This window comes from Streptomyces sp. NPDC001339 (genome assembly GCF_042895955.1).
In the GTDB taxonomy this organism is placed as follows: Bacteria; Actinomycetota; Actinomycetes; order Streptomycetales; family Streptomycetaceae; genus Streptomyces.
This window is the reverse complement of the sequence record NZ_JBIAWT010000001.1, coordinates 703,550-721,464: the sequence shown is the minus strand read 5'-3', so window position 1 is coordinate 721,464 and position 17,915 is coordinate 703,550. Positions and strand designations below refer to the sequence as shown.

Annotated in this window: 17 protein-coding genes; 9 read left to right on the top strand and 8 right to left on the bottom strand. The window is 67.8% G+C overall.

The window, feature by feature from the left end; genetic code table 11:
* Positions 1–42 precede the first annotated feature (42 nt).
* From ACFY12_RS03060 to ACFY12_RS03045, 4 genes are all read right to left on the bottom strand, one after another.
* Positions 43–858, bottom strand: a complete 816-nt coding sequence (locus tag ACFY12_RS03060) for a class I SAM-dependent methyltransferase (RefSeq protein WP_390713938.1) — start codon at positions 856–858, stop codon at positions 43–45.
* Between the two features lie 9 nt (positions 859–867).
* Positions 868–2,085 carry an MAB_1171c family putative transporter gene (locus ACFY12_RS03055; RefSeq protein WP_390713937.1) on the bottom strand — a complete coding sequence of 406 codons (1,218 nt, stop codon included), beginning with the start codon at positions 2,083–2,085 and terminating at the stop codon, positions 868–870.
* Between the two features lie 5 nt (positions 2,086–2,090).
* On the bottom strand, positions 2,091–2,591 hold the full coding sequence (locus ACFY12_RS03050; protein WP_390713936.1) for a hypothetical protein: 501 nt from the start codon (positions 2,589–2,591) through the stop codon (positions 2,091–2,093).
* 164 nt (positions 2,592–2,755) lie between these two features.
* The gene (locus ACFY12_RS03045) at positions 2,756–3,301 is read right to left on the bottom strand and encodes a helix-turn-helix domain-containing protein (protein WP_390713935.1); all 546 of its coding nucleotides are present in this window, start codon (positions 3,299–3,301) and stop codon (positions 2,756–2,758) included.
* 222 nt (positions 3,302–3,523) lie between these two features.
* Between ACFY12_RS03045 and ACFY12_RS03040 the strand changes: the two genes are divergently transcribed.
* From ACFY12_RS03040 to ACFY12_RS03030, 3 genes are all read left to right on the top strand, one after another.
* Positions 3,524–4,042 carry a hypothetical protein gene (locus ACFY12_RS03040; RefSeq protein ID WP_390713934.1) on the top strand — a complete coding sequence of 173 codons (519 nt, stop codon included), beginning with the start codon at positions 3,524–3,526 and terminating at the stop codon, positions 4,040–4,042.
* Positions 4,043–4,202: 160 nt separating this feature from the next.
* The gene (locus tag ACFY12_RS03035; protein ID WP_390713933.1) at positions 4,203–5,414 is read left to right on the top strand and encodes a sensor histidine kinase; all 1,212 of its coding nucleotides are present in this window, start codon (positions 4,203–4,205) and stop codon (positions 5,412–5,414) included.
* Positions 5,411–6,148 (top strand): response regulator, encoded by a 738-nt coding sequence (locus tag ACFY12_RS03030; protein ID WP_390713932.1) that lies wholly within the window; start codon positions 5,411–5,413, stop codon positions 6,146–6,148. Before ACFY12_RS03035 ends, ACFY12_RS03030 begins: the two co-directional genes overlap by 4 nt.
* Before the next feature lie 12 nt (positions 6,149–6,160).
* On the opposite strand, the gene ACFY12_RS03025 is transcribed toward ACFY12_RS03030, so the two are convergent.
* Positions 6,161–6,322: a hypothetical protein gene (locus ACFY12_RS03025; protein WP_390713931.1), complete on the bottom strand. Its 162-nt coding sequence runs from the start codon at positions 6,320–6,322 to the stop codon at positions 6,161–6,163.
* Between the two features lie 170 nt (positions 6,323–6,492).
* On the opposite strand from ACFY12_RS03025, the gene ACFY12_RS03020 reads away from it, so the two are divergent.
* Complete coding sequence (locus tag ACFY12_RS03020) at positions 6,493–7,098, top strand: DNA-binding response regulator (protein WP_390713930.1); 606 nt, start codon at positions 6,493–6,495, stop codon at positions 7,096–7,098.
* On the opposite strand, the gene ACFY12_RS03015 is transcribed toward ACFY12_RS03020, so the two are convergent.
* Positions 7,039–8,247 (bottom strand): sensor histidine kinase, encoded by a 1,209-nt coding sequence (locus ACFY12_RS03015; protein ID WP_390713929.1) that lies wholly within the window; start codon positions 8,245–8,247, stop codon positions 7,039–7,041. The genes ACFY12_RS03020 and ACFY12_RS03015 overlap by 60 nt on opposite strands.
* A gap of 562 nt (positions 8,248–8,809) precedes the next feature.
* On the opposite strand from ACFY12_RS03015, the gene lanKC reads away from it, so the two are divergent.
* The 3 genes from lanKC (at position 8,810) to ACFY12_RS03000 (ending at position 13,563) form a co-directional block, all read left to right on the top strand.
* A complete protein-coding gene (gene lanKC, locus ACFY12_RS03010; protein ID WP_390713928.1) occupies positions 8,810–11,434 on the top strand; it encodes a class III lanthionine synthetase LanKC in 2,625 nt (874 codons plus the stop codon).
* A gap of 58 nt (positions 11,435–11,492) precedes the next feature.
* On the top strand, positions 11,493–11,609 hold the full coding sequence (locus ACFY12_RS03005) for a class III lanthipeptide (RefSeq protein ID WP_390713927.1): 117 nt from the start codon (positions 11,493–11,495) through the stop codon (positions 11,607–11,609).
* Positions 11,610–11,703: 94 nt separating this feature from the next.
* Entirely contained in the window at positions 11,704–13,563 is a 1,860-nt protein-coding gene (locus ACFY12_RS03000) for an ABC transporter ATP-binding protein (protein WP_390713926.1), read from the top strand.
* Between the two features lie 2 nt (positions 13,564–13,565).
* On the opposite strand, the gene ACFY12_RS02995 is transcribed toward ACFY12_RS03000, so the two are convergent.
* Both ACFY12_RS02995 and ACFY12_RS02990 read right to left on the bottom strand, forming a co-directional pair.
* Positions 13,566–14,210: a response regulator gene (locus ACFY12_RS02995; protein WP_390713925.1), complete on the bottom strand. Its 645-nt coding sequence runs from the start codon at positions 14,208–14,210 to the stop codon at positions 13,566–13,568.
* The gene (locus ACFY12_RS02990) at positions 14,198–15,481 is read right to left on the bottom strand and encodes a sensor histidine kinase (protein ID WP_390713924.1); all 1,284 of its coding nucleotides are present in this window, start codon (positions 15,479–15,481) and stop codon (positions 14,198–14,200) included. Before ACFY12_RS02990 ends, ACFY12_RS02995 begins: the two co-directional genes overlap by 13 nt.
* 137 nt (positions 15,482–15,618) lie before the next feature.
* Between ACFY12_RS02990 and ACFY12_RS02985 the strand changes: the two genes are divergently transcribed.
* Together ACFY12_RS02985 and ACFY12_RS02980 are read left to right on the top strand one after the other, a co-directional pair.
* Positions 15,619–16,398: an ABC transporter ATP-binding protein gene (locus ACFY12_RS02985; protein ID WP_390713923.1), complete on the top strand. Its 780-nt coding sequence runs from the start codon at positions 15,619–15,621 to the stop codon at positions 16,396–16,398.
* A 2-nt stretch (positions 16,399–16,400) separates the two neighbouring features.
* Entirely contained in the window at positions 16,401–17,852 is a 1,452-nt protein-coding gene (locus ACFY12_RS02980) for an FtsX-like permease family protein (protein ID WP_390713922.1), read from the top strand.
* Positions 17,853–17,915: the final 63 nt, after the last annotated feature.

The window sequence follows — 17,915 nt, the reverse complement described above, 5'->3', positions numbered from 1 at the left end:
CCTGCATCGCATGCGGAAGCAAGGGCCTGCCCGGTTTCCTGCTCAGGCCGACGTGTTCGGGGTTCCCCCGGGGCGGCGGCCCCATGCGGAGATGGTGACTTGCGGGATGTCGATGAACGCCGGATCCTTCAGCAGGGTGGCGAACTCGTTCAGGTCGGCTTCAGTGATGAGGCCATCGGCGAGGAGAGCGGGGGCCGCCTGGGTGAGGAGAGGAAGCCAGCGGTCCTTGCCGAGTCCGCCCATGCAGCCGAGGTTGCCGGCGAAGGCTACGTCGGTCAGTGCGTTGCGGGCGAGGAGGGCCGGGAGGCCGCGGGCCCAGGTCATGTCGGCGCCGTGCTCGCGGTATAGGTGCTGATAGGCGTCGAGGATGCGCTGGACCAGGGGGAAGGGCGAGGTGTCGGCCGGAAGGTGGTACGGCTCTTCGACGACGAGCCAGCCACCAGGGGAGAGCCAGCGGGCGGCCCGCGCGATCATGTCGTCGCGCTCCTGGAGGTGGCAGAACAGGTAGCGGGCGTGGACAAGGTCAAAGTTGCCGGGCGCGTAGTCCTCACGTGTGATGTCGGCTTCCTGGATCTCCAGATTCGCTGCCCGGCCGGTATCGAGGTGGCGGGTGTCGATGTCGACGGCTACCACGCGTCCGTCCGGGCAGCGTCCGGCGAGCCAGTGGGCGATGGAGCCGGCGCCTGCGCCCAGTTCCAGGCAGTTCCAGGACGCGTCGATGGGAAGGCCGTCAAGGATGCCGGTGGTGAACGCGTCGACGTTGCGTTGGATGGACTCCAAACGGTCGCGTTCGTGAGGGGCGTCATTGCTCAACATGCCGTTGCTGTACGGGGTGGTGGCGGCAGGGTGAAGTGTCATGAGTGTTGCCTATTTCGTGGGAGTGGCCGGGGCGTGGTCATTGTGCCGGTCCGGTGTGGCGAGGACGGATACGGTTGGTGGAAGGACGTAGGAGCGTACGGCGGGGCATGTGCGCGCCCGAAGGACGGCGAGCAGGAAGTCGGTCTCGCTGCGGAGTCCGTCGTCGCTGGGGCTCGCGGGAGCGAGCAGTTGCGGTCGGGGGGTGCCTGCGGCCCTCTTGGCCCGGAGGGCAGCGTGCAGCCAGCACGCGGTGATCGTCGGCTCGATCTGTTCTTCGGGCAGAGCCAGGGCGATGACATGGCGTCGGACGCGTTCCACGGCCTCAGGCGTCACGTAGTCCTGCAGGATGAGCAGGACGTCGCGGATTTCGATGACCTGACGGTAGAGCCGTAGATGGATTGTGTGCGGGCCGGCGAGTACTGCGCGGATCCGGGTGCGCGGGCTGTCCAGAGTGACGTGCGGGACGGCCTTGGTGAGGTCGCGCCACAGGGGGTGCAAGCGCCACAGGGCACTTGCTTCGCGGGCCGTCCGGCGGGCGGTGAGGACCAAGGGCAGGCAGACCCCGGCGGTCATCAGCCAGGCCGTGAGGCCGATGTTGAGCGGGAACAGTGCGCCCAGCCAGGCGGGGCGGGCGAGGAGGAAGGCCAGGACGACGCACCAGAACACGGACGACGAGGTGAAGCCGGCGGCGAGCAGGAGAAGGCCGGTGCGCAGGGACCGGTTGTCGTGAGCCTGGCGGCCGTAGCGCATACACATCACGGCGCAGGGGATTGTGCCGACAAGGTGGGCTGCGACGAGCAGCCACCAGAAGGCGCTGTACCAGGGGACGACCTCAGCTGTGACGCAGCCGGCGTGCGGTGCGACCGTGTAGTTGAGCACGATCAGTGCAGCGATCGTGACGATCATTGGGCCGTAGATGAGCCAGGGGCGGCGCCGGGACATGGCCGCAAGGACGAAGTCGAGAATAAGGGCTGAGCTGAGGACGCCCCATGCGTTCATGAACAGGCCGCAGCTCTGGGCGAAGGTGAAGGACTGGTTCAGAACCGCGGTGACGGGGTCGAGATAGACCGTGACCGACCCGGCAATCCCGATGACGGCGATCAGCAGCATCTTCTGCTGGTGAGAGCGGCGGGCTGTCGGTAATCGGAGAATGATCACCAGCCACAGCGCCAGCGCGCCCAAGAGTTCGACGCGGGAACCCAATTCATAGAGGGAGTGTGTGTCCATGGCTCCTACTCACGGATCCCGAGGGCGGCTTCGAGCACGCCGCGCACACCCTTCGACGGCGAGGGGCCGAGCATCTGTGCGGCGGTATAGATCAGGCTGGCGACGAGTTCGGCTTCCTGCTCTTGCTCGGAGGTGTAGTTGGCGCGAGCCAGGAACCGGCTGATCATGTCGGGGCTGATGCTGGGCAGCAGCGTGTTGAGCGCGCTTTGAGTTTCCTGATCAGTGATGCCGTGATCGCACAGAATGTGCCCGATCTCGTGGAGAATGATGTGTTCCTGGTGGAACTTGGTGGTCTTCTCCTCGACATAGATGATGTCGCCGGCTTCGGTGGCGATCCACAGCCCGCAGGCGTTGATGGCTGAGCCGATCGACACGGTGTGGACACGGATCGGTCGGCCCCGCCGTGTCGAGAGCTCGTGGATGAGAGCGTTGACCGAGAAAGGTCTGGGTAAGTCGAGCGCGTTGACGAGTGTCTGGCACCGCTTGCGAACTTGCCGTGTAGTCATGGTGTCGCCTCGCGCTCGATCGGACACCGGTAGAAGTCGGCGTCGCGTACATGGTGCATAGCCAACCTTCTTGGCCTCTTGCCGGTCCGTCCCGGACGATGGGCGCCGGATGCCGCCCGGCCGGCCTGTGCTGGATGGTTTGGGCGGAGTATGCGGTATCGCTCTCACCTGGAGCTGGTGGGTGGCTCAGGACCGGAAATGTGCTGTTCCTCATCGCCGGCCTCCGGCGCGCCATGCAGCGAGACGCGGGCCGTGGCCGCTGCATCGATGATCCCGGTGAGGAGTTGTGAGATCTGTTCGGCCGCCCTGGGAACGGGGACCGCATGCGATGTCCGCAGGGCAAGAGCGTGCGCTTTGCCGCGTCGGAGTTCCTGGATGACGTCCAGCTCATTGTTGACCTGCTGAAAGACCTGTTCATCGAGGAAGTACGCACTGCGCATGATGCCGAGGCTGTGCACCACCTTCACCAGGGTTTTGATGGTGAGGTTGGCACCCTCGGCAGACTCAGCCGACGCCAGGTTACGTTTGGAAACCCCGGCGAGGTCAGCGAGTTCAGCCAGGCTGAACGGTCCCTCGGGGTGGTGTCGGCGAATGTAGCGCAGCCGCGCGGCGATGTCGGCCTTTGTCACGCGGACATGGTCGTCCAAGGTTCGCGGTCCGGACGTGCCGATTGTGTGGCGCTTCTCCACGGCTGCCTCCTGCTGCGCCATACTGCTCCAAGGTGCAACATGTTGCAACTAAGAGCGAAGGGCCTATGGTCCCCGCTCAGTTGGCCGAGGTGCGCCGTTCCCCGGAGCAGATCAGTCGGGCCACCGAGCAATTGCTGCGCAGCTGAGGCACACCCCGTCAACCGGGGGTGGAGGTGCCCGTCAACCCGCGGCTCAACCCAGGGGCTGACGATGGGCGGACGCGGTCGGAGCAGGCTTGCAGCCATGAACATCACTGATTACTTCGTCAGCGGGATTCTTGTCCTGCTCGTCGTGCGCCAGGTTCGGGGCAGTCGGCTCGACCTGATCAACCTGGTGGTTCCGGTTGCACTGGTCGGCGCCACTGCCCTGTACTACCTGCGGTCGGTGCCGATGGCCGGCAATGATCTCGTCCTTGAACTGGTACTGGCCGGCGCGGGAGCCGCTCTCGGGGTGGTCTGCGGGCTTACGACGTACCTCCGGCGCAAGGCCGACGGCATGTATGCCAAGGCGGGGTTCACCGCCGCAGCATTGTGGGTCTTCGGCATGGCGTTCCGGATGTGCTTCGCCTTGGCCGCCGATCACGGTGGCGGTGACGCCATCGCCGACTTCAGCCGCAACCATGGGATCTCATCGTCCCAGGCGTGGGTGGCGGCCTTCGTCCTGATGGCGCTGGCCCAGGTGGTGGCCCGGCTGGTGGTGATCCGTTGCCGCGCCTACCGGTTGGCTTCCGCCGAAGCCGCCACTCGCCCGGTGGCGGTGTGAATACCAGAGGGCAGGAGCCGGGTCGGTTTCTCCGGGACCGGTTGTTCCTATGCTGTACGTCATGAGCGCAACGCCGCCGGGCGGCCGTAGAGGGGACAGCCCGAGAGTGGCGGAGGCCCGGTCGCGTGCGGCCGCGCGTGCCAGGCGTCAGGGTGCCCGGATGCACCTGATGCTGTGGGTGGTCATGGTCCTCACCATCGCCTCGGTCCTGCAGAGCCGGCCGCACCCGGGGGTGACCGGCGAACGCCTTGTCATCAGCCTGGCGCTGGCCGGGTGCGTGGTGTCCCTGATCGTGTCGGCCCTGGCCCGCGACACCGGGAAGCCGGAGGCGGCCACCGCCGCGATGTCGCTGGTCCTGGGCGTCAGCGGCAATGTGCTTGCGTTCCTCCAGCCGGCCTCGATGGCGGTGGTCCCCGTCTCCACCGCCGTGGCGATGCTCTTCGCGCGCTTGCGGCCGAGCCTCGCCGCCCTGCCGGCCGCGCCCCTGACCGTGGCGATCGCGGTCATCACCGCGTACGCCGGCTCGTCCCGCAACGCGTTCCAGGCCGCGGTGGCCTGCGCGTTGCTCTGCGTGGTGCTCGGCGCCGTCTTCTTCTTCGCCCGTCAGGCACGGATGCGACACGACCACACAGAACTGCTGCTCGCCGAGCTCGAGGACTCTCGTGAGGCGCAGGCCCGTGCCGCCGCCGTCGCTGAACGCACCCGGATCGCCCGGGAACTGCACGACATCCTGGCGCAGTCCCTGTCCGCGCTTTCCGTGCAGCTGGAAGGCGCCCGCAAGCTCGCCGAGCGTGACCAGGTCGACCCAGCCCTGCACCGGCTGATCGTACGCAGCGGCGAACTGACCCGGGAGGGCCTCTCCGACGCACGGAGGGCCGTCGCCGCCTTGCGCGGGGATGACGTGCCGATGGTCGATCAGCTCACCACCCTGGTCCGCCGGTGCCGTCGTGACCTCGCGTTGCCGATCACGCTGACGGTGACCGGGCAGGCCCGAACGCTGGCGCCGGAGGCGAACCTCGCGCTCTATCGGGGAGCCCAGGAGGCGCTCACCAACGCCGCCCGATACGCGGCCGGTTCGCCCACCGCAATGGTGCTGCGCTACACACCACAGGCCGCCGTACTGACCATCTCGGACCAGGGCCGGGCCGTCTCGGACCAGGACCAGGGCACCGTGGACCAGGGCCGGGCTTCCGGCGCGGACGGCGACGGCGCCGGGACCGGGACCGGCGTTCCCGTGGCGCCCGTCGAAGCGTGGACGGGCGGTGGAAACGGACTGCGGGGCATGCGCGAACGCATCGAGCAGGTCGGTGGCGTCGCCCATGCCGGGCCCGCCGGGCAGGGCTGGACCGTGGAGATGGAGGTACCGGCATGAGCGATTCCGTGACCCCGGTGAAGGTGCTGGTCGCCGATGACCAGCGGGTGACCCGCGAGGGCCTGATGCTGTTGGTCGGCCTGAACGCGGGCATGGAGGTCGTGGGTGGTGCGGCCGACGGCGCGGAGGCGGTGGCGCTGGCCCGTGAGCACCACCCGGATGTCGTGCTGATGGACCTGGCGATGCCCGGAACGGACGGCTTTGCCGCAACCCGGACGCTGCGCGAGGAAGCCCCGGCGATCGCTGTGCTGGTGCTGACGACCTACGCGGACGACGCGTCGGTCTTCCCCGCGCTGCGGGCGGGGGCGAAGGGATATCTCACCAAGGACGCGGGTGCGGAGGAGATCGAACGGGCGATCCGGGCCGTCCACGCAGGCCGGGTCTGGATGGATCCGGTGGTGCAGGAACGTCTGGTCACGGCCGTCACCTCGGGGCTGCCGCCCCAGTCCGAGGTGGCTCCGGACGGCGACGTGTCGGCTTCCCCGACCACCGCGCCCGAACCGGCTCAGCCGAGGTGGGACGTCCTCGCCCCCCTGCCGGAGCGATTGACCGCCCGTGAGGCGGAGGTTCTGGCGCTGATCGCGCAGGGGCTGTCCAATGCCGAAATCAGTGAGCGCCTCTTCCTCGGCCGTGCCACGGTCAAGACGCACATCAACCGCATCTTCGCGAAGACCGGCGTACGTGATCGCGCCCAGGCCGTCCGCTACGCCTATCGCACCGGACTGGCGGACTGAGCGCTGTCCCGTTCATGCGATCAGGGGTGGGTCGGGGTGGCGGGTTGGCAGTAAGTGGCGGATCTGGCGGGCGCTTTCGGAGCCGATGCGCAGATCGGTGCGCAGCCGCCAGGTGCTCGTCGGCTTGCCGGTAGCCGCGCGGGCGTCGTCGTCGACAGTGATGCGCGCGGCCATGCGTCGGCGTGGATCTACCTGTGACTGGCTCGGGTCGGTAGACCTGCAGGAGTGCCGGCGCCGTGATCCCGCGCGTCGGTCAGACGCCCGATCGCCATTATTCCCAGCATAATGGGAACTTGGGCGTGACACTTGTTGAGGGTGTGGCGTATGGAGAGGGTGGGGGCGTAATGATCCGGGTGCTTCTGGCGGAAGACATGGAGCTGTTGCGTGGCGCCCTGGTCCGGCTCCTGCGGTGGGAGGAGGACATCACGGTCGTGGCCGAACTCGGGCGAGGTGATGAGATCGTCCCCGTTGCGCTGGAGACGAAGCCGGACGTCGCACTGATCGACATCGACCTGCCCGGCCTCGACGGGATCGCTGCAGCAGCTGAGCTGCACAGGAGTCTGCCGGAGTGCCGTAGCCTCATCGTCACGAGCCTGGGGCGTCCGGGGAACCTGCGACGGGCCATGAAGGCGCATGCCAGCGGCTTCCTTTTGAAGGACACTCCGCCGGATCAACTGGTCACGGCGATACGGAAGATCGTGGCAGGCGAGCGGGTGCTCGATGTCGAGCTTGCCGTCACGGCCCTGGAGGGGAGAACCAACCCGCTGACCAGACGCGAGGCCGAAGTCCTGAATCTGGCGGCCGAGGGTGCCCCGGCGCAGGAGATCGCCGAACGGCTTCATCTGGGGATCAGCACCGTGCGGAACTACCTGTCCAGTGTGGTCGCCAAGTCAGGTGCCAGAAACCGCGTCGACGCCATCCGGATCGCACTCGGCGAGGGATGGATTTGATGCAGGCCACGGTGTAAGCCGACCTGCGGTCCAACGGGCTTCGGCAGTGTTGCCGGCCGTGGACACGTCGCCAGGGAGCCGGGCTTCCAGCCGGAACTCTTCCTTCTGGCCGGTTCCCCGCCGGGCGGTGAGCAGTACTCCGCCAAGTGCCGCGACGCGTTCCGAGAGATTCTGAAGGCCCGACCCATCGTGCTCCTCGTGACTCGGCCGACCGAGATGAGGGCGGTCGTTGACGATGATCAGTCGGGTGGCGTTCTTGTATTGCGAGAGTCGTATGGTGCAAGAGCGTGCATCGCTGTGACGCAACACATTCGTCACGCCTTCTCGCAAGGCCGCCGCCAAGGCGCTGCTCGCATACTGCGGAAATTCGACGCCATGAAACGACAAATGAGCTTTGATACCAGCCGATTCGAGAGTCATCCGGGCGGATTCCAGCTCTGATTCCAGTGATAGACAGCGATAGCCGCGGGCGACTTGCCGTACTTCCTGGTGTGTCTTTCGGAGTGTGGTGATGAGCTGAGCGATCTCGGCGCTGGCCGCATCCGGATCCTGGTGCAGGAAGCGCCGGGAGAGCTCAGCCTGAACGGATGCCATGGACAGCGTGTATCCCACTAGATCATGGAGATCGCGAGCGAAGCGGAGGCGTTCTTTTGTCACTGCGAGCTGAGCCAGTTCCGTACGCATCGCATGCAGCTCGCCGACGAGGGATGCGAGGCGTGCGACGGAGTACAGCACCACCCCTGTCAGTGCGGTCGACGCCAGCCCGTGAAGCGCTATCCGGGCGTTGCCGAAAAGAAAGAGGAGCAGGAGGGGATCGGCTACGGTCGCGCAGCCTGCGAGCACCCATGCGGATCGCCCACGGAGGGTGAGGAGCAGCGAGCCGGCCAGGAATCCGGGCGGGCCGAACCAGTGCTCCCCGGTCAGCGGCAGCGGCGCATACGTGAGTATGGACTGCAGGGCGAGGAGCAGTTGCAGGCGCGGCGCGGGAGTTCTGCGTAATGCGTGGGTGCACAGTTTGACCTGCAATCCGAGGAGCGCCAGCAGAACCGAGCCACCCCCGATCGCCGCGGCTTTATTGCCTGGCTCTTTGAGTGCAGACAGGAAAGCCACGGCGAAGCATCCGAAGACGATGAGGGCGATGGCGACCAAAGTGCAATTTCGCACCCGTGACGGTGATCCAGGAACCAAGCTCATCGCTGCTGGTCCGGTATTACGGCAAGTCGATGTCGTGTCCACGTTTCCCCCCGGTTCGTGAGACATCTCGATGTGAAGAGCGTCAGGTGACTTCCCTGTAAAGCGCTACTCCAATTGATCATGATAGCCCTGGGCGGGGTCGGGGGGCCAGGCGAAAGCAATGGCCGGTAATGGGCTGTCCGAAACTGATCGCTCGTTGGTGAGGGGGAGCGGCTCGGAGAGGCATGTCCACGGGCTGGAGTGGCCCAGGCTCGGCTGACCCCGGCCTTCCGGATGATGCCGACTGGCTGTGAGTTCTTACTGGTTCACGGTGTGAATCCGGAGGTGCGGCGCCGATGTGAGCCGTCAGCGGCCCTTCATGAACTATTACCAGGGCATTTCAGGAGTTCTTCTCTCGTCCCGGGCCATGTGGCAAGGCAGCATGTGTGAGGTGCCGATCGGCACTGTGGATCGCCACCCGAGCTCCTTCGCCAGGCCGGTGCCGGGGTACTTGGCACGCAATCGAGAAGGGGGACTCGTGGACAAGCGTTACGAGACCTACTGCATGGCCGACCCGGTGTTCTTCGAGGCGCCGGGCCGGGACGGAGAGCAGGGGACCGGTACCGACTACGAGGTGGCCGGATGGACGGTTCCGGAAGGCTGGCGGCGTCACCGCGGCGACATCTGGCTGGAGCTCACTCCCCGCGGTGAGCGCATGGTGGACCAGGGCTGGAAGGTCCACGCCTCGGGTACCGCCGCCAATGCCGAGCACATCATCGAGACGGTCCACCGCTTCTGCGTGCCCCGTGGCTACGCGTTCAAGTTCCTGCCCAGCAGGCGCGCCTTCCTCGGGCAGAACGCCAAGTACGCCCCGCGCGGTGGCAGTGGCAAGCTCGTCACCATCTATCCCCGGGACGAGCAGGAACTGACGGACGTCCTGACGGGACTCTCCGCGCTCCTGGAAGGCGAGCCCGGGCCCTACATCCTCAGCGACGCACGGTACGAGGCCGGGCCGCTGTACGTACGCTATGGCGGCTTCCGCAAGCGCGAACTCCTCCTGGAGAGCGGCGACGTTGTTCCCGCAATGCAGGGACCCGACGGGGAACTGGTACCGGACATCCGCAAGCCGGTCTTCGAGATCCCCGAGTGGGTCACTCCGCCGGACATCCTCAAGGCCAGCATCACGGCGCGCACAGTGCCCTCTGATGAGCCATTCCCTTACCACGTGGAAAAGCCGCTGCACTTCTCCAACGGTGGTGGGATCTATCTGGCGACCCGTCCTGCGGACGGCGCGCGGGTGGTCCTCAAGGAGGCGCGGCCGCACGCGGCACTGGACGCGGCGGGCACCGATGCGGTCACGCGGCTGCAGCGGGAGCGCGACATCCTGGAAAGGCTCGCCGGAACACGGGGCGTCCCGCGGGTCTACGAATACTTCATGGCGTGGGACCACCACTTCCTGGCGATCGAATACTTCGACGGGGAGCGGCTGAGCTCCCGGGAGGCCCAGACCTATCCGCTGCTCGGCCCTGCGGCCACGCACGAGGAGAAGGCCGCTTACACCAGCTGGGCCGTGGAGGTGTGCGATCAGGTAGAGGCGCTTCTCGACGGCATTCACGCCCGAGGAGTCGTCTACGGGGACGTCCATCCCCACAACGTCCTGATCCTGGGCGACGGCCAGGCGGTGCTCGTGGACTTCGAGACCTCCTCCGCCGATCCGGCAGGCTTCCGGCAGGCCCTGGCGGCACCGGGCTTCGCGGCACCGCCCGAGTTCCGGGGCGCGGCGATCGACCAGTTCGCCCTGGCCGTCCTGCGCCTGTGGTTGTTCATGCCGATCATTCCCGTCCTGACACTGGATCGCTCCAAGGCACACGACCTGATCGACGCCATGCGCGAGAACTTCCCGGTGTCCGATGCCTATGTGAGAGCGATCCGGGACGGCCTCGGGGCGTCGATGCCCAGTACCAGAGCGGTCGAGGCAGGCATCGGAAAGCCGAGGGTGCGCATCGAAGGCGACGCCACCGACTGGACGGCGCTCATGGACTCCATGGCCGCTGCCATCAACGCGAGCGCGACGCCCGGCCGGGCGGACCGGCTCTTCCCCGGCGACGTACGGCAGTTCTCGCATACAGGAGACACTTTCGCGTTCGGCGCCTCGGGTGTGCTGTACGCGCTGATGGAGTGCGGCTATCCGATTCCGGAGGGAGCTGAGTCCTGGCTCATGGCGGCGGTGGATCGTGCCGGTGTCCTGCAGCCGGGGTTCTTCGATGGAGTCCACGGCACGGCTCATGTGCTGGACAAGATGGGCTTGCGGGACGAGGCACTGAAACTGCTGGATCACGCGGATCCCCTGCTGGACCGGCTGCACAACCCCAACTTGTACGGGGGCCTCTCCGGCATCGGCCTCAATCTGATGCACTTCGCGGATGTCACGGGCGACAGCGCCTTTGGCGATCGTGCGCTGCAACTGGCCCAGCGGGTCGCGGACACCGTGGCCCGGGGTGCTTTCCCCACGCCGGGCAATGCCGCCGCTGCCGTTGCCGAACTGGGCCTTGTGCGCAAGTTGATGGGGCCTGCCGGGCTGCTGAACGGCTGGTCCGGTCCGGCTCTCCTGCTACTGCGGGCATACGAGCGCACGGGTGAGTCGGCTTGGCTGGACGCGGCGTTCCAGGCATCGCATCGCGATCTCGACCGATGCCGGGTCTCGGAGTTCGGCACCCTCAACGTGGACGAGGGCTGGCGTCTCAACCCGTACCTGGAAGGCGGAGCCGCCGGTATCGCCCTGGTGTGCGCCGAACTCATCCGTTACCGGGAGGACGCCAGACTGGCCGACTCCCTCACAGCGGCACGAAAGTCCTGTGCCAGCGAATTCTTCGTGCTGCCGGCGCTGTGGACCGGCCGTGTCGGTCAGATGGCGGCGCTGCAGCACCTGTCCGGTCCCGGTGATCCCGAGGTCGCCGACGTCACCAGGCGTCACCTTGAGCGGCTTTCCTGGCACCTGCTCGGCCTGCACGGCGAAGCGGTCTTTCCAGGGTTCCAGCTGCTGCGGATATCGATGGACTACGCCACTGGAAACGCGGGCATCCTGCTCGGCCTCAAGAGTGTGCTGAGCGGTGGCTCCGTGGGTTTCCTCCCGTTCCTCCGACAGGCCGCACACGCGGGCTGACGGAGTTGTTCACACCACGGTGAGGTCTCAACGCCCCACCCCTACAAAGGAGATAAGAATGGCGAACATTCTCGACCTTCAGGCCATGGAGATCCCGCAGGAGGACATGCTCTCGGCCGATAGCGGCCAGTCCAACCACTGCGACGACACCAGCACCATCAGCGTCTTCTGCTGATCGGCTGATCGAGCCTGGATGAGTGCGGGGCGGCGTGAGCCGCCCCGCACGTCGTTTTCGTCGCCCACGAACTCACGAAGGAGAGACCGAGCCCATGGCCGGCAGACAGGGTGCCCATACCTGGCGCGGGATCGCACAGTGCGCCAGACCCTACCGAGGCCGTATAGCCGCCTTCTTCGTGCTCGTCGTCATGGAATCCGGACTCGTCGTCCTGCCCGCTCTGTTCACCCAGCGCATCATCGACGAAGGCGTGCTCCGGCACGACCGGGCACGCGTCGTCGCCCTCGTGCTGCTCATCGTTCTCCTGACCGTGGTCACCATGGCCGTCACCCTGGCCGAGCGCCGGCTGTCCATCGGCATCGGCGAAGGCATGACCCTCGATCTGAGACGACGGGCCTTCGCCCACGTGACGCGCATGCCGGTTTCCTTCTTCACCCGCGTACCGACCGGCAGCCTGGTGGCCCGACTGGACACCGACGTCCTGGCCGCCCAGCGTGCCGTGACGACCACGGCATCGAGCTTGCTGTCGAACCTGGTGTCCCTGCTGACCGTGGCCGTCACTGTTCTCGTTCTGTCCTGGCAGGTGGCGCTGCTGGCCGCCGTGCTCGTTCCGCTGTGCCTGATCCCGGCACGCCTCCTCAACGGGCGGCTGCGGGAGCTCAATCAGCGCCAGCGCGGTGACAACGCCGCCCTGACCGCCTTCTTCACCGAACGCTTCACCGGCCAGGGCGCCGAGCTGGCCAAGCTCTACGGAGACAAGGAGAGGGAGCAGCGGTCCTTCGAGAGCAGGGGTGCGAGACTCCGCGATACAGGCGTCAAGCTGACGATGACCGGCACACTGCTGGGGCTCTTGGTGTCCTGGCTGGCAACCATGGCTACCGCCGCCGTCTACCTCGTCGGCGGTTTCCTCGCGATCGGCGGGAGCATCTCCGTGGGGACGCTCATCGCGATGGTCACCCTGCTGGCCCGCCTCTACGGCCCGATCACCTCGCTCGCCCAGGCCCGTGCCGACGTCACCGCTGCGGTCGTCAGCTTCGAGCGGATCTTCGAGGTGCTCGACCTGGACCCGCCTGTCCAGGACGCTCCGAGCGCCCGGGACCTGCCGCCGGATGCCTCGTCCGTCGACTTCGAGAACCTGAGCTTCCGCTACAGCACGCCGGCCGGTACCACGCTCGCCTCACTGGAGCCGAAGCCCACCGGCGCCCCGGTGCCCGGCCACGGGGCGGGGGACCGCGTCATCCTGCGGGGGATCGACCTGCACATCCCTGCGGGGCAGACCTTCGCGGTCGTGGGACCGTCGGGCGGCGGCAAGTCCACCCTGATGAAACTGCTCTGCAGGCTCCACGACCCGACGGACGGGACGGTGAAGGTCGGCGGGCATGACCTCCGCACGGTCACCCAGGCCTCACTGCGGAGCGCCATCGGCGTCGTCTCCCAGGACAGCCACTTCTTCCACGACACCCTGCGCGCCAATCTCGTCTATGCGCGTCCGGGCGCCACCGACGACGACTGCGAGCGGGTTTGTCGGGAGGCCCTGGTCTGGGACACGGTCGAGCGGCTGCCCGATGGCCTGGACACCATCGTCGGTGACGGCGGTCACCATCTCTCCGGTGGCGAGCGGCAGCGGCTGGCGATCGCCCGGCTGCTGCTGAAGGACCCGAGGATCGTGATCCTCGACGAGGCCACGGCCCACCTCGACTCGGAATCCGAAGCCCGCCTCCAGCAGGCGCTGACCCATGCGATGAGAGGGCGTACCGCCCTCATGATCGCGCATCGGCTGTCGACGGTACGGGGAGCGAACCGGATCGTCGTCCTCGCGAACGGGAGCGTGGCCGAGAGCGGCACCCACGAAGAACTGCTCGCCTCCGCAGGCATGTACGCGGCACTGCACCGCGCACAGAGCGGAGGAGCCGAAGCGGTGCCCACGGCCGTGGCTGCCACCGGTTCCCGCTGATGTCACTGCCGCAGGTAGGCCAGAACCGCCAGGACGCGTCGGTGATCGGTATTGCTTTCCTGCAGACCGAGCTTGTCGAAGATGTTCCCGATGTGTTTCGACACCGCTGCCTGGCTGACGGACAGGGAGTGCGCGATAGAGGTGTTGGAGCGCCCCTCGGCCATCAGGGCCAGGACCTCTGTCTCACGTGGCGTCAGACTCCGCACCGAGGACCGTCCCCTGCGACGGCCCAGCAGCCGCCGGACAATCTCCGTGTCGATGACGGTCTCGCCGTCGGCCACGCGCTGCGCCGAGCCGAGGAATGCCGGGATGTCGCCCACCCGGTCCTTGAGCAGGTATCCGACTCCGGAGGCATCCGTCTCCAGCAGCTCCGCGGCGTAGTCCGTGTCCAGGTACTGCGAGAGCACCAGCACTCCGAGGCCGGGGTGCTCCGCACGCAGGGCGATGGCCGCACGCAGCCCCTCGTCCTTGAAACCCGGCGGCAAGCGCACGTCCACCAGGGCGAGATCAGGCCGGTGTTCACGCACTGCGGCGATGAGGGAGGGCGCGTTGTCGACTGCGGCGACGACCTGATGGCCGAACTTGGTGAGGATCTGCACCAGGCCCTCCCTGAGCAGGGTGGAATCCTCCGCCATCACGATCCGCATGGAATCTCCACATGCAAGAGGGTCGGTCCCCCGACCGGGCTTGAGAGATGAATGGTTCCGCCGAAGACCGCGACTCTGTCGGCGAGCCCCAGCAGACCGGTCCCGGACTCCGCGTCGGCACCACCGACGCCATTGTCGTACACCTCCAGCACGAGCCCTGTGCTCGTACGACGCAGCGACAGCCGGGCGCCAGTGGCGGCGCTGTGCTTGGTCACGTTGGCCATCGCCTCGCAGGCCACGAAGTACGTCGCTGCCTCCACGGCCTCCGGTGGGCGCTCGGCCAGCTCGACATCGGCCTCCACCGGCAGGACGGAATCCTCCGCGAGCTCCAGGAGCGCGGCGGACAGGCCCCGGTCGGTGAGCGTCGCGGGATAGATGCCGTGGACGAGTTCCCGAAGCTCCCGAAGGGTCGTCCGCGCCTCCTCGGCGGCCTTCTCCACGAGTTCGCGGGCCGCGGTGTCGGCCCCGGCGAGTTCCAGGCGCGCGAGACCGAGCGTCATGATCAGGCCGGTGATGCGCTGCTGGGCACCGTCGTGCAGATCGCGTTCGATCCGGCGGCGCTCCGCATCGTAGGCGTCCAGGATGCGGGCCCTGGACCGGACGAGTTGACCGATCCGTTCGTCGCGATCGGTACCGGCTTCGTCGTGGCGTTTCGTCAGCACACCCGTGGCAAGCCGGGCACGGGCGGCTGCGTACCTGGTCAGCGCCAGGTATGTCAGGGCCAGTACGACTGCGCCGCACAGCACCAGCAGGACAGCCTGAGCATCCGAATGCGCCTGGAAGACCGCTACGCGCACCTGGCCGTCCGGGGTGAAACGGCGCAGGAGCGGCGCCATGAGCAGTGCGAGGGACAGGGTCAGGCTTCCGGCCACCAGGACGAAGTCACCGATCGACAGCGCACAGTGGGCCACCGCGTAGGCCAGTTCCCACCATGTCGCCCGCTCGCCCGCTCGCTTCCGGAGCCAGGCGTGCGGTCCACCGCCGGAGACCGGGGTGTGCGGCGAGGGAACGGCAGTGCCGGTGAACATCCGCAGCCGGGCCCGCTCGACCGCGCCCAGCGGGATGCCCGACAGCAGCGCGGCGGCGATCAGCGGGATGCCCACGAGGAACAGCGCTGTCGCCAGGCCCAGCCCCAGCAGGACCGCGCAGCAGCCCAGCCACACCAGCCCGACGGGGAAGCCACCTGCCAGGTAGAGCACCGACCGGGCCAGCCGCGCGCTCCCGCTGCGTAATCGTGTGCGTGCCGCCTCGGCACGCTGCCCGACCTTCACCCGTCCCCCACCCGTCCTCGCAACCGACCCCTTGCGATGCGCCGGCAGGGGAGTGGATCAAGGGTAGACCTCGCTCTACCCCGGCTGTCCAGATCGCTCCACCGACATCGCCCCTCTGGGAAGGATTGACTTGCGTCATGAAGACAACGCAGCCGCCCCACATCGTCTACAGGCCTGTGACGGGCAGCAGTCTCGCCGTCGACTTGCGGTCCCTGCGGAAGGTGCACGGAAGGGGCCGGCAGGCGGTCATCGCCTTGCACGACTTCAACCATGCCATTCCCCGTGGCTCTTTCACGGCGGTGATGGGGCCTTCGGGCTCCGGGAAGTCCACGTTGCTGCACTGTGCGGCAGGCCTTGAACGCCCGTCCTCGGGCTCTGTGACGCTGGCCGGTCAGGAGCTCGCCGGGCTCTCCGAGCGGCAGTTGACGCTGCTGCGGCGGGACCGCATCGGGTTCGTCTTTCAGGATTTCCACCTCGTCCCTGCTCTGAGTGTCGCCGCCAACGTGGCGCTGCCGCTGCGGCTGGCAGGGCGTCGGCCGGACCCGTGCCGACTGGAGGAACTGCTCTCCACTGTGGGCCTGTCCGACAAGCGCCATCGCAGACCGGGCGAGTTGTCGGGCGGTCAGCAGCAGCGGGCCGCCGTGGCCCGGGCACTGGTCACCGGCCCCGAGGTGGTCTTCGCGGACGAGCCGACCGGTGCCCTGGACCGGGCCTCGGGCCGTGACGTGCTCGGTCTGCTGAGAGACGCGGTCAACGACCTGGACACGACCGTGGTCATGGTGACGCACGACCCGCAGGCGGCCGCCTGGGCGGACGAGGTGCTGGTGCTCGCCGACGGCCGGCTCGTGGACCGCCTCGCCGGATCCGAGGTCACTGCCGAGACCATCGCGGCTCGCATGGCCGCTCTGGAGGTCTGACGGTGTTCTTCCTCGTTCTGGGTTCCCTGCGCACACGGCTGTGGCAGTACGCCGGAGTGCTCATTGTGGTCGTGATGAGTGCGACGCTGGTCACCACCCTGACGACCGTGCTGGACCGGGTGCATCAAGCGAGTTCCGGGGGTGGTGCCGAGAGTTCGGCCGGGTCGTTGCTGGGCCTTGTGGGCGGCACGTCCGGGCTGACCGCCTGGCTGCTTGTCGTCAACACGATGTCCCTGGTGGTGCAGCAGCGCCGCCGTGAGATCGGGGCGTTGCGGACCATCGGGGCCACTGCCCGGCAACTGCGGCTGGAAATCGTCGGCGAGGCCTTGGTGGTCTCTCTCGCCGGAGCTGCGGTGGGCGCGGGCATCGGCCTGGCCGCGGCCGGGCCCGCTCTGGCCTGGCTCATCCGCAACGACGTTCTGGAGCCCGGGCCCACGGGTGGAATGTCGCTGCCGGGCTTCAGCGCGGGGGTGTTGTGCACGACGGGCATCGCCGTGCTCGCGGCGTGGACCGCGGCGAACGGCCCGATGCGGACCTCACCGATCGCCGCCCTGCGCGAGGCCGAGGCGGAGCGGCGCGCGATGCCGGCCGGGCGGGCCGTCGGGGCGCTCGTCATGTTCGGGCTCACCTGGGCGTCCTGGGACTGGTACGGGCGCCGCAACGGCCCGCACGAGGCGGTCAACGGAGCCATGGCGCTGTGCCTGTTGCTGATCCTGTCCGTATGGCTGCTCATGCCGCTCCTCGTGCGCCCGATCGCCGCGCTGAGCGCCGTACCCGGGCGACTGCTCTCCCGTTACACAGGGATGCTGGCGGCGGCGAACAGCGCGGCGGCCACGCGCCGCGTGGCCGCCATGGCCGGCCCCGTACTCATCGCAGCAGGCCTCAGCGCGATGCTGCTGTGCGGCAACTCCGTGTCGCAGGAGGTGGATTCCAGGCCGACGGTGGTGTCGGTGTCGAGCCACACCACAGGGCCGGCGGCCATCGAAGCAGCGAAGGAACGTGCCGCCGAGGAGGCGCGGCTGCTGCAGGTGCGCGCCCAGAAGCAGCAGGAGCGCAACGCGGTGGGCATGCGCATCCTGATGGTCCCCCTCATCACGTTCTCCGGAATCGGCATCCTGAACACCTTGCTGCTCGCGACGCGTCAGCGCCGGCAGGAGTTCGCGGTCCTGCGGCTCACCGGAAGCACACGCGGCCAGCTGCTGCGCATGCTGGGCTGGGAGTCCGTCGTCGTCGTGCTCAGCGGGCTCAGCGCCGCAACCGCAGTGGTGGCCATGTCCCTCGCCGGGCTCGCCACGCGACTGGCGCTTCCGACGACAGATCTGCTGACCCTCCTGCCGTGGGGCGCGCTGGCGCAGGTGGCCCTCGGCTGCGCCGCACTGGGACTGCTGGGAGTCGTCGTTCCCGGTCTGCTCGTCATGCGCGTACACCCCTCGCAGGTCGCCCGCGTCGAGTGAGGCCCTCCGGGGCGCCGCCCGCGAGAGTGAGCCGATCCCGAGCTGACGTTGCTCCCGTCGGGC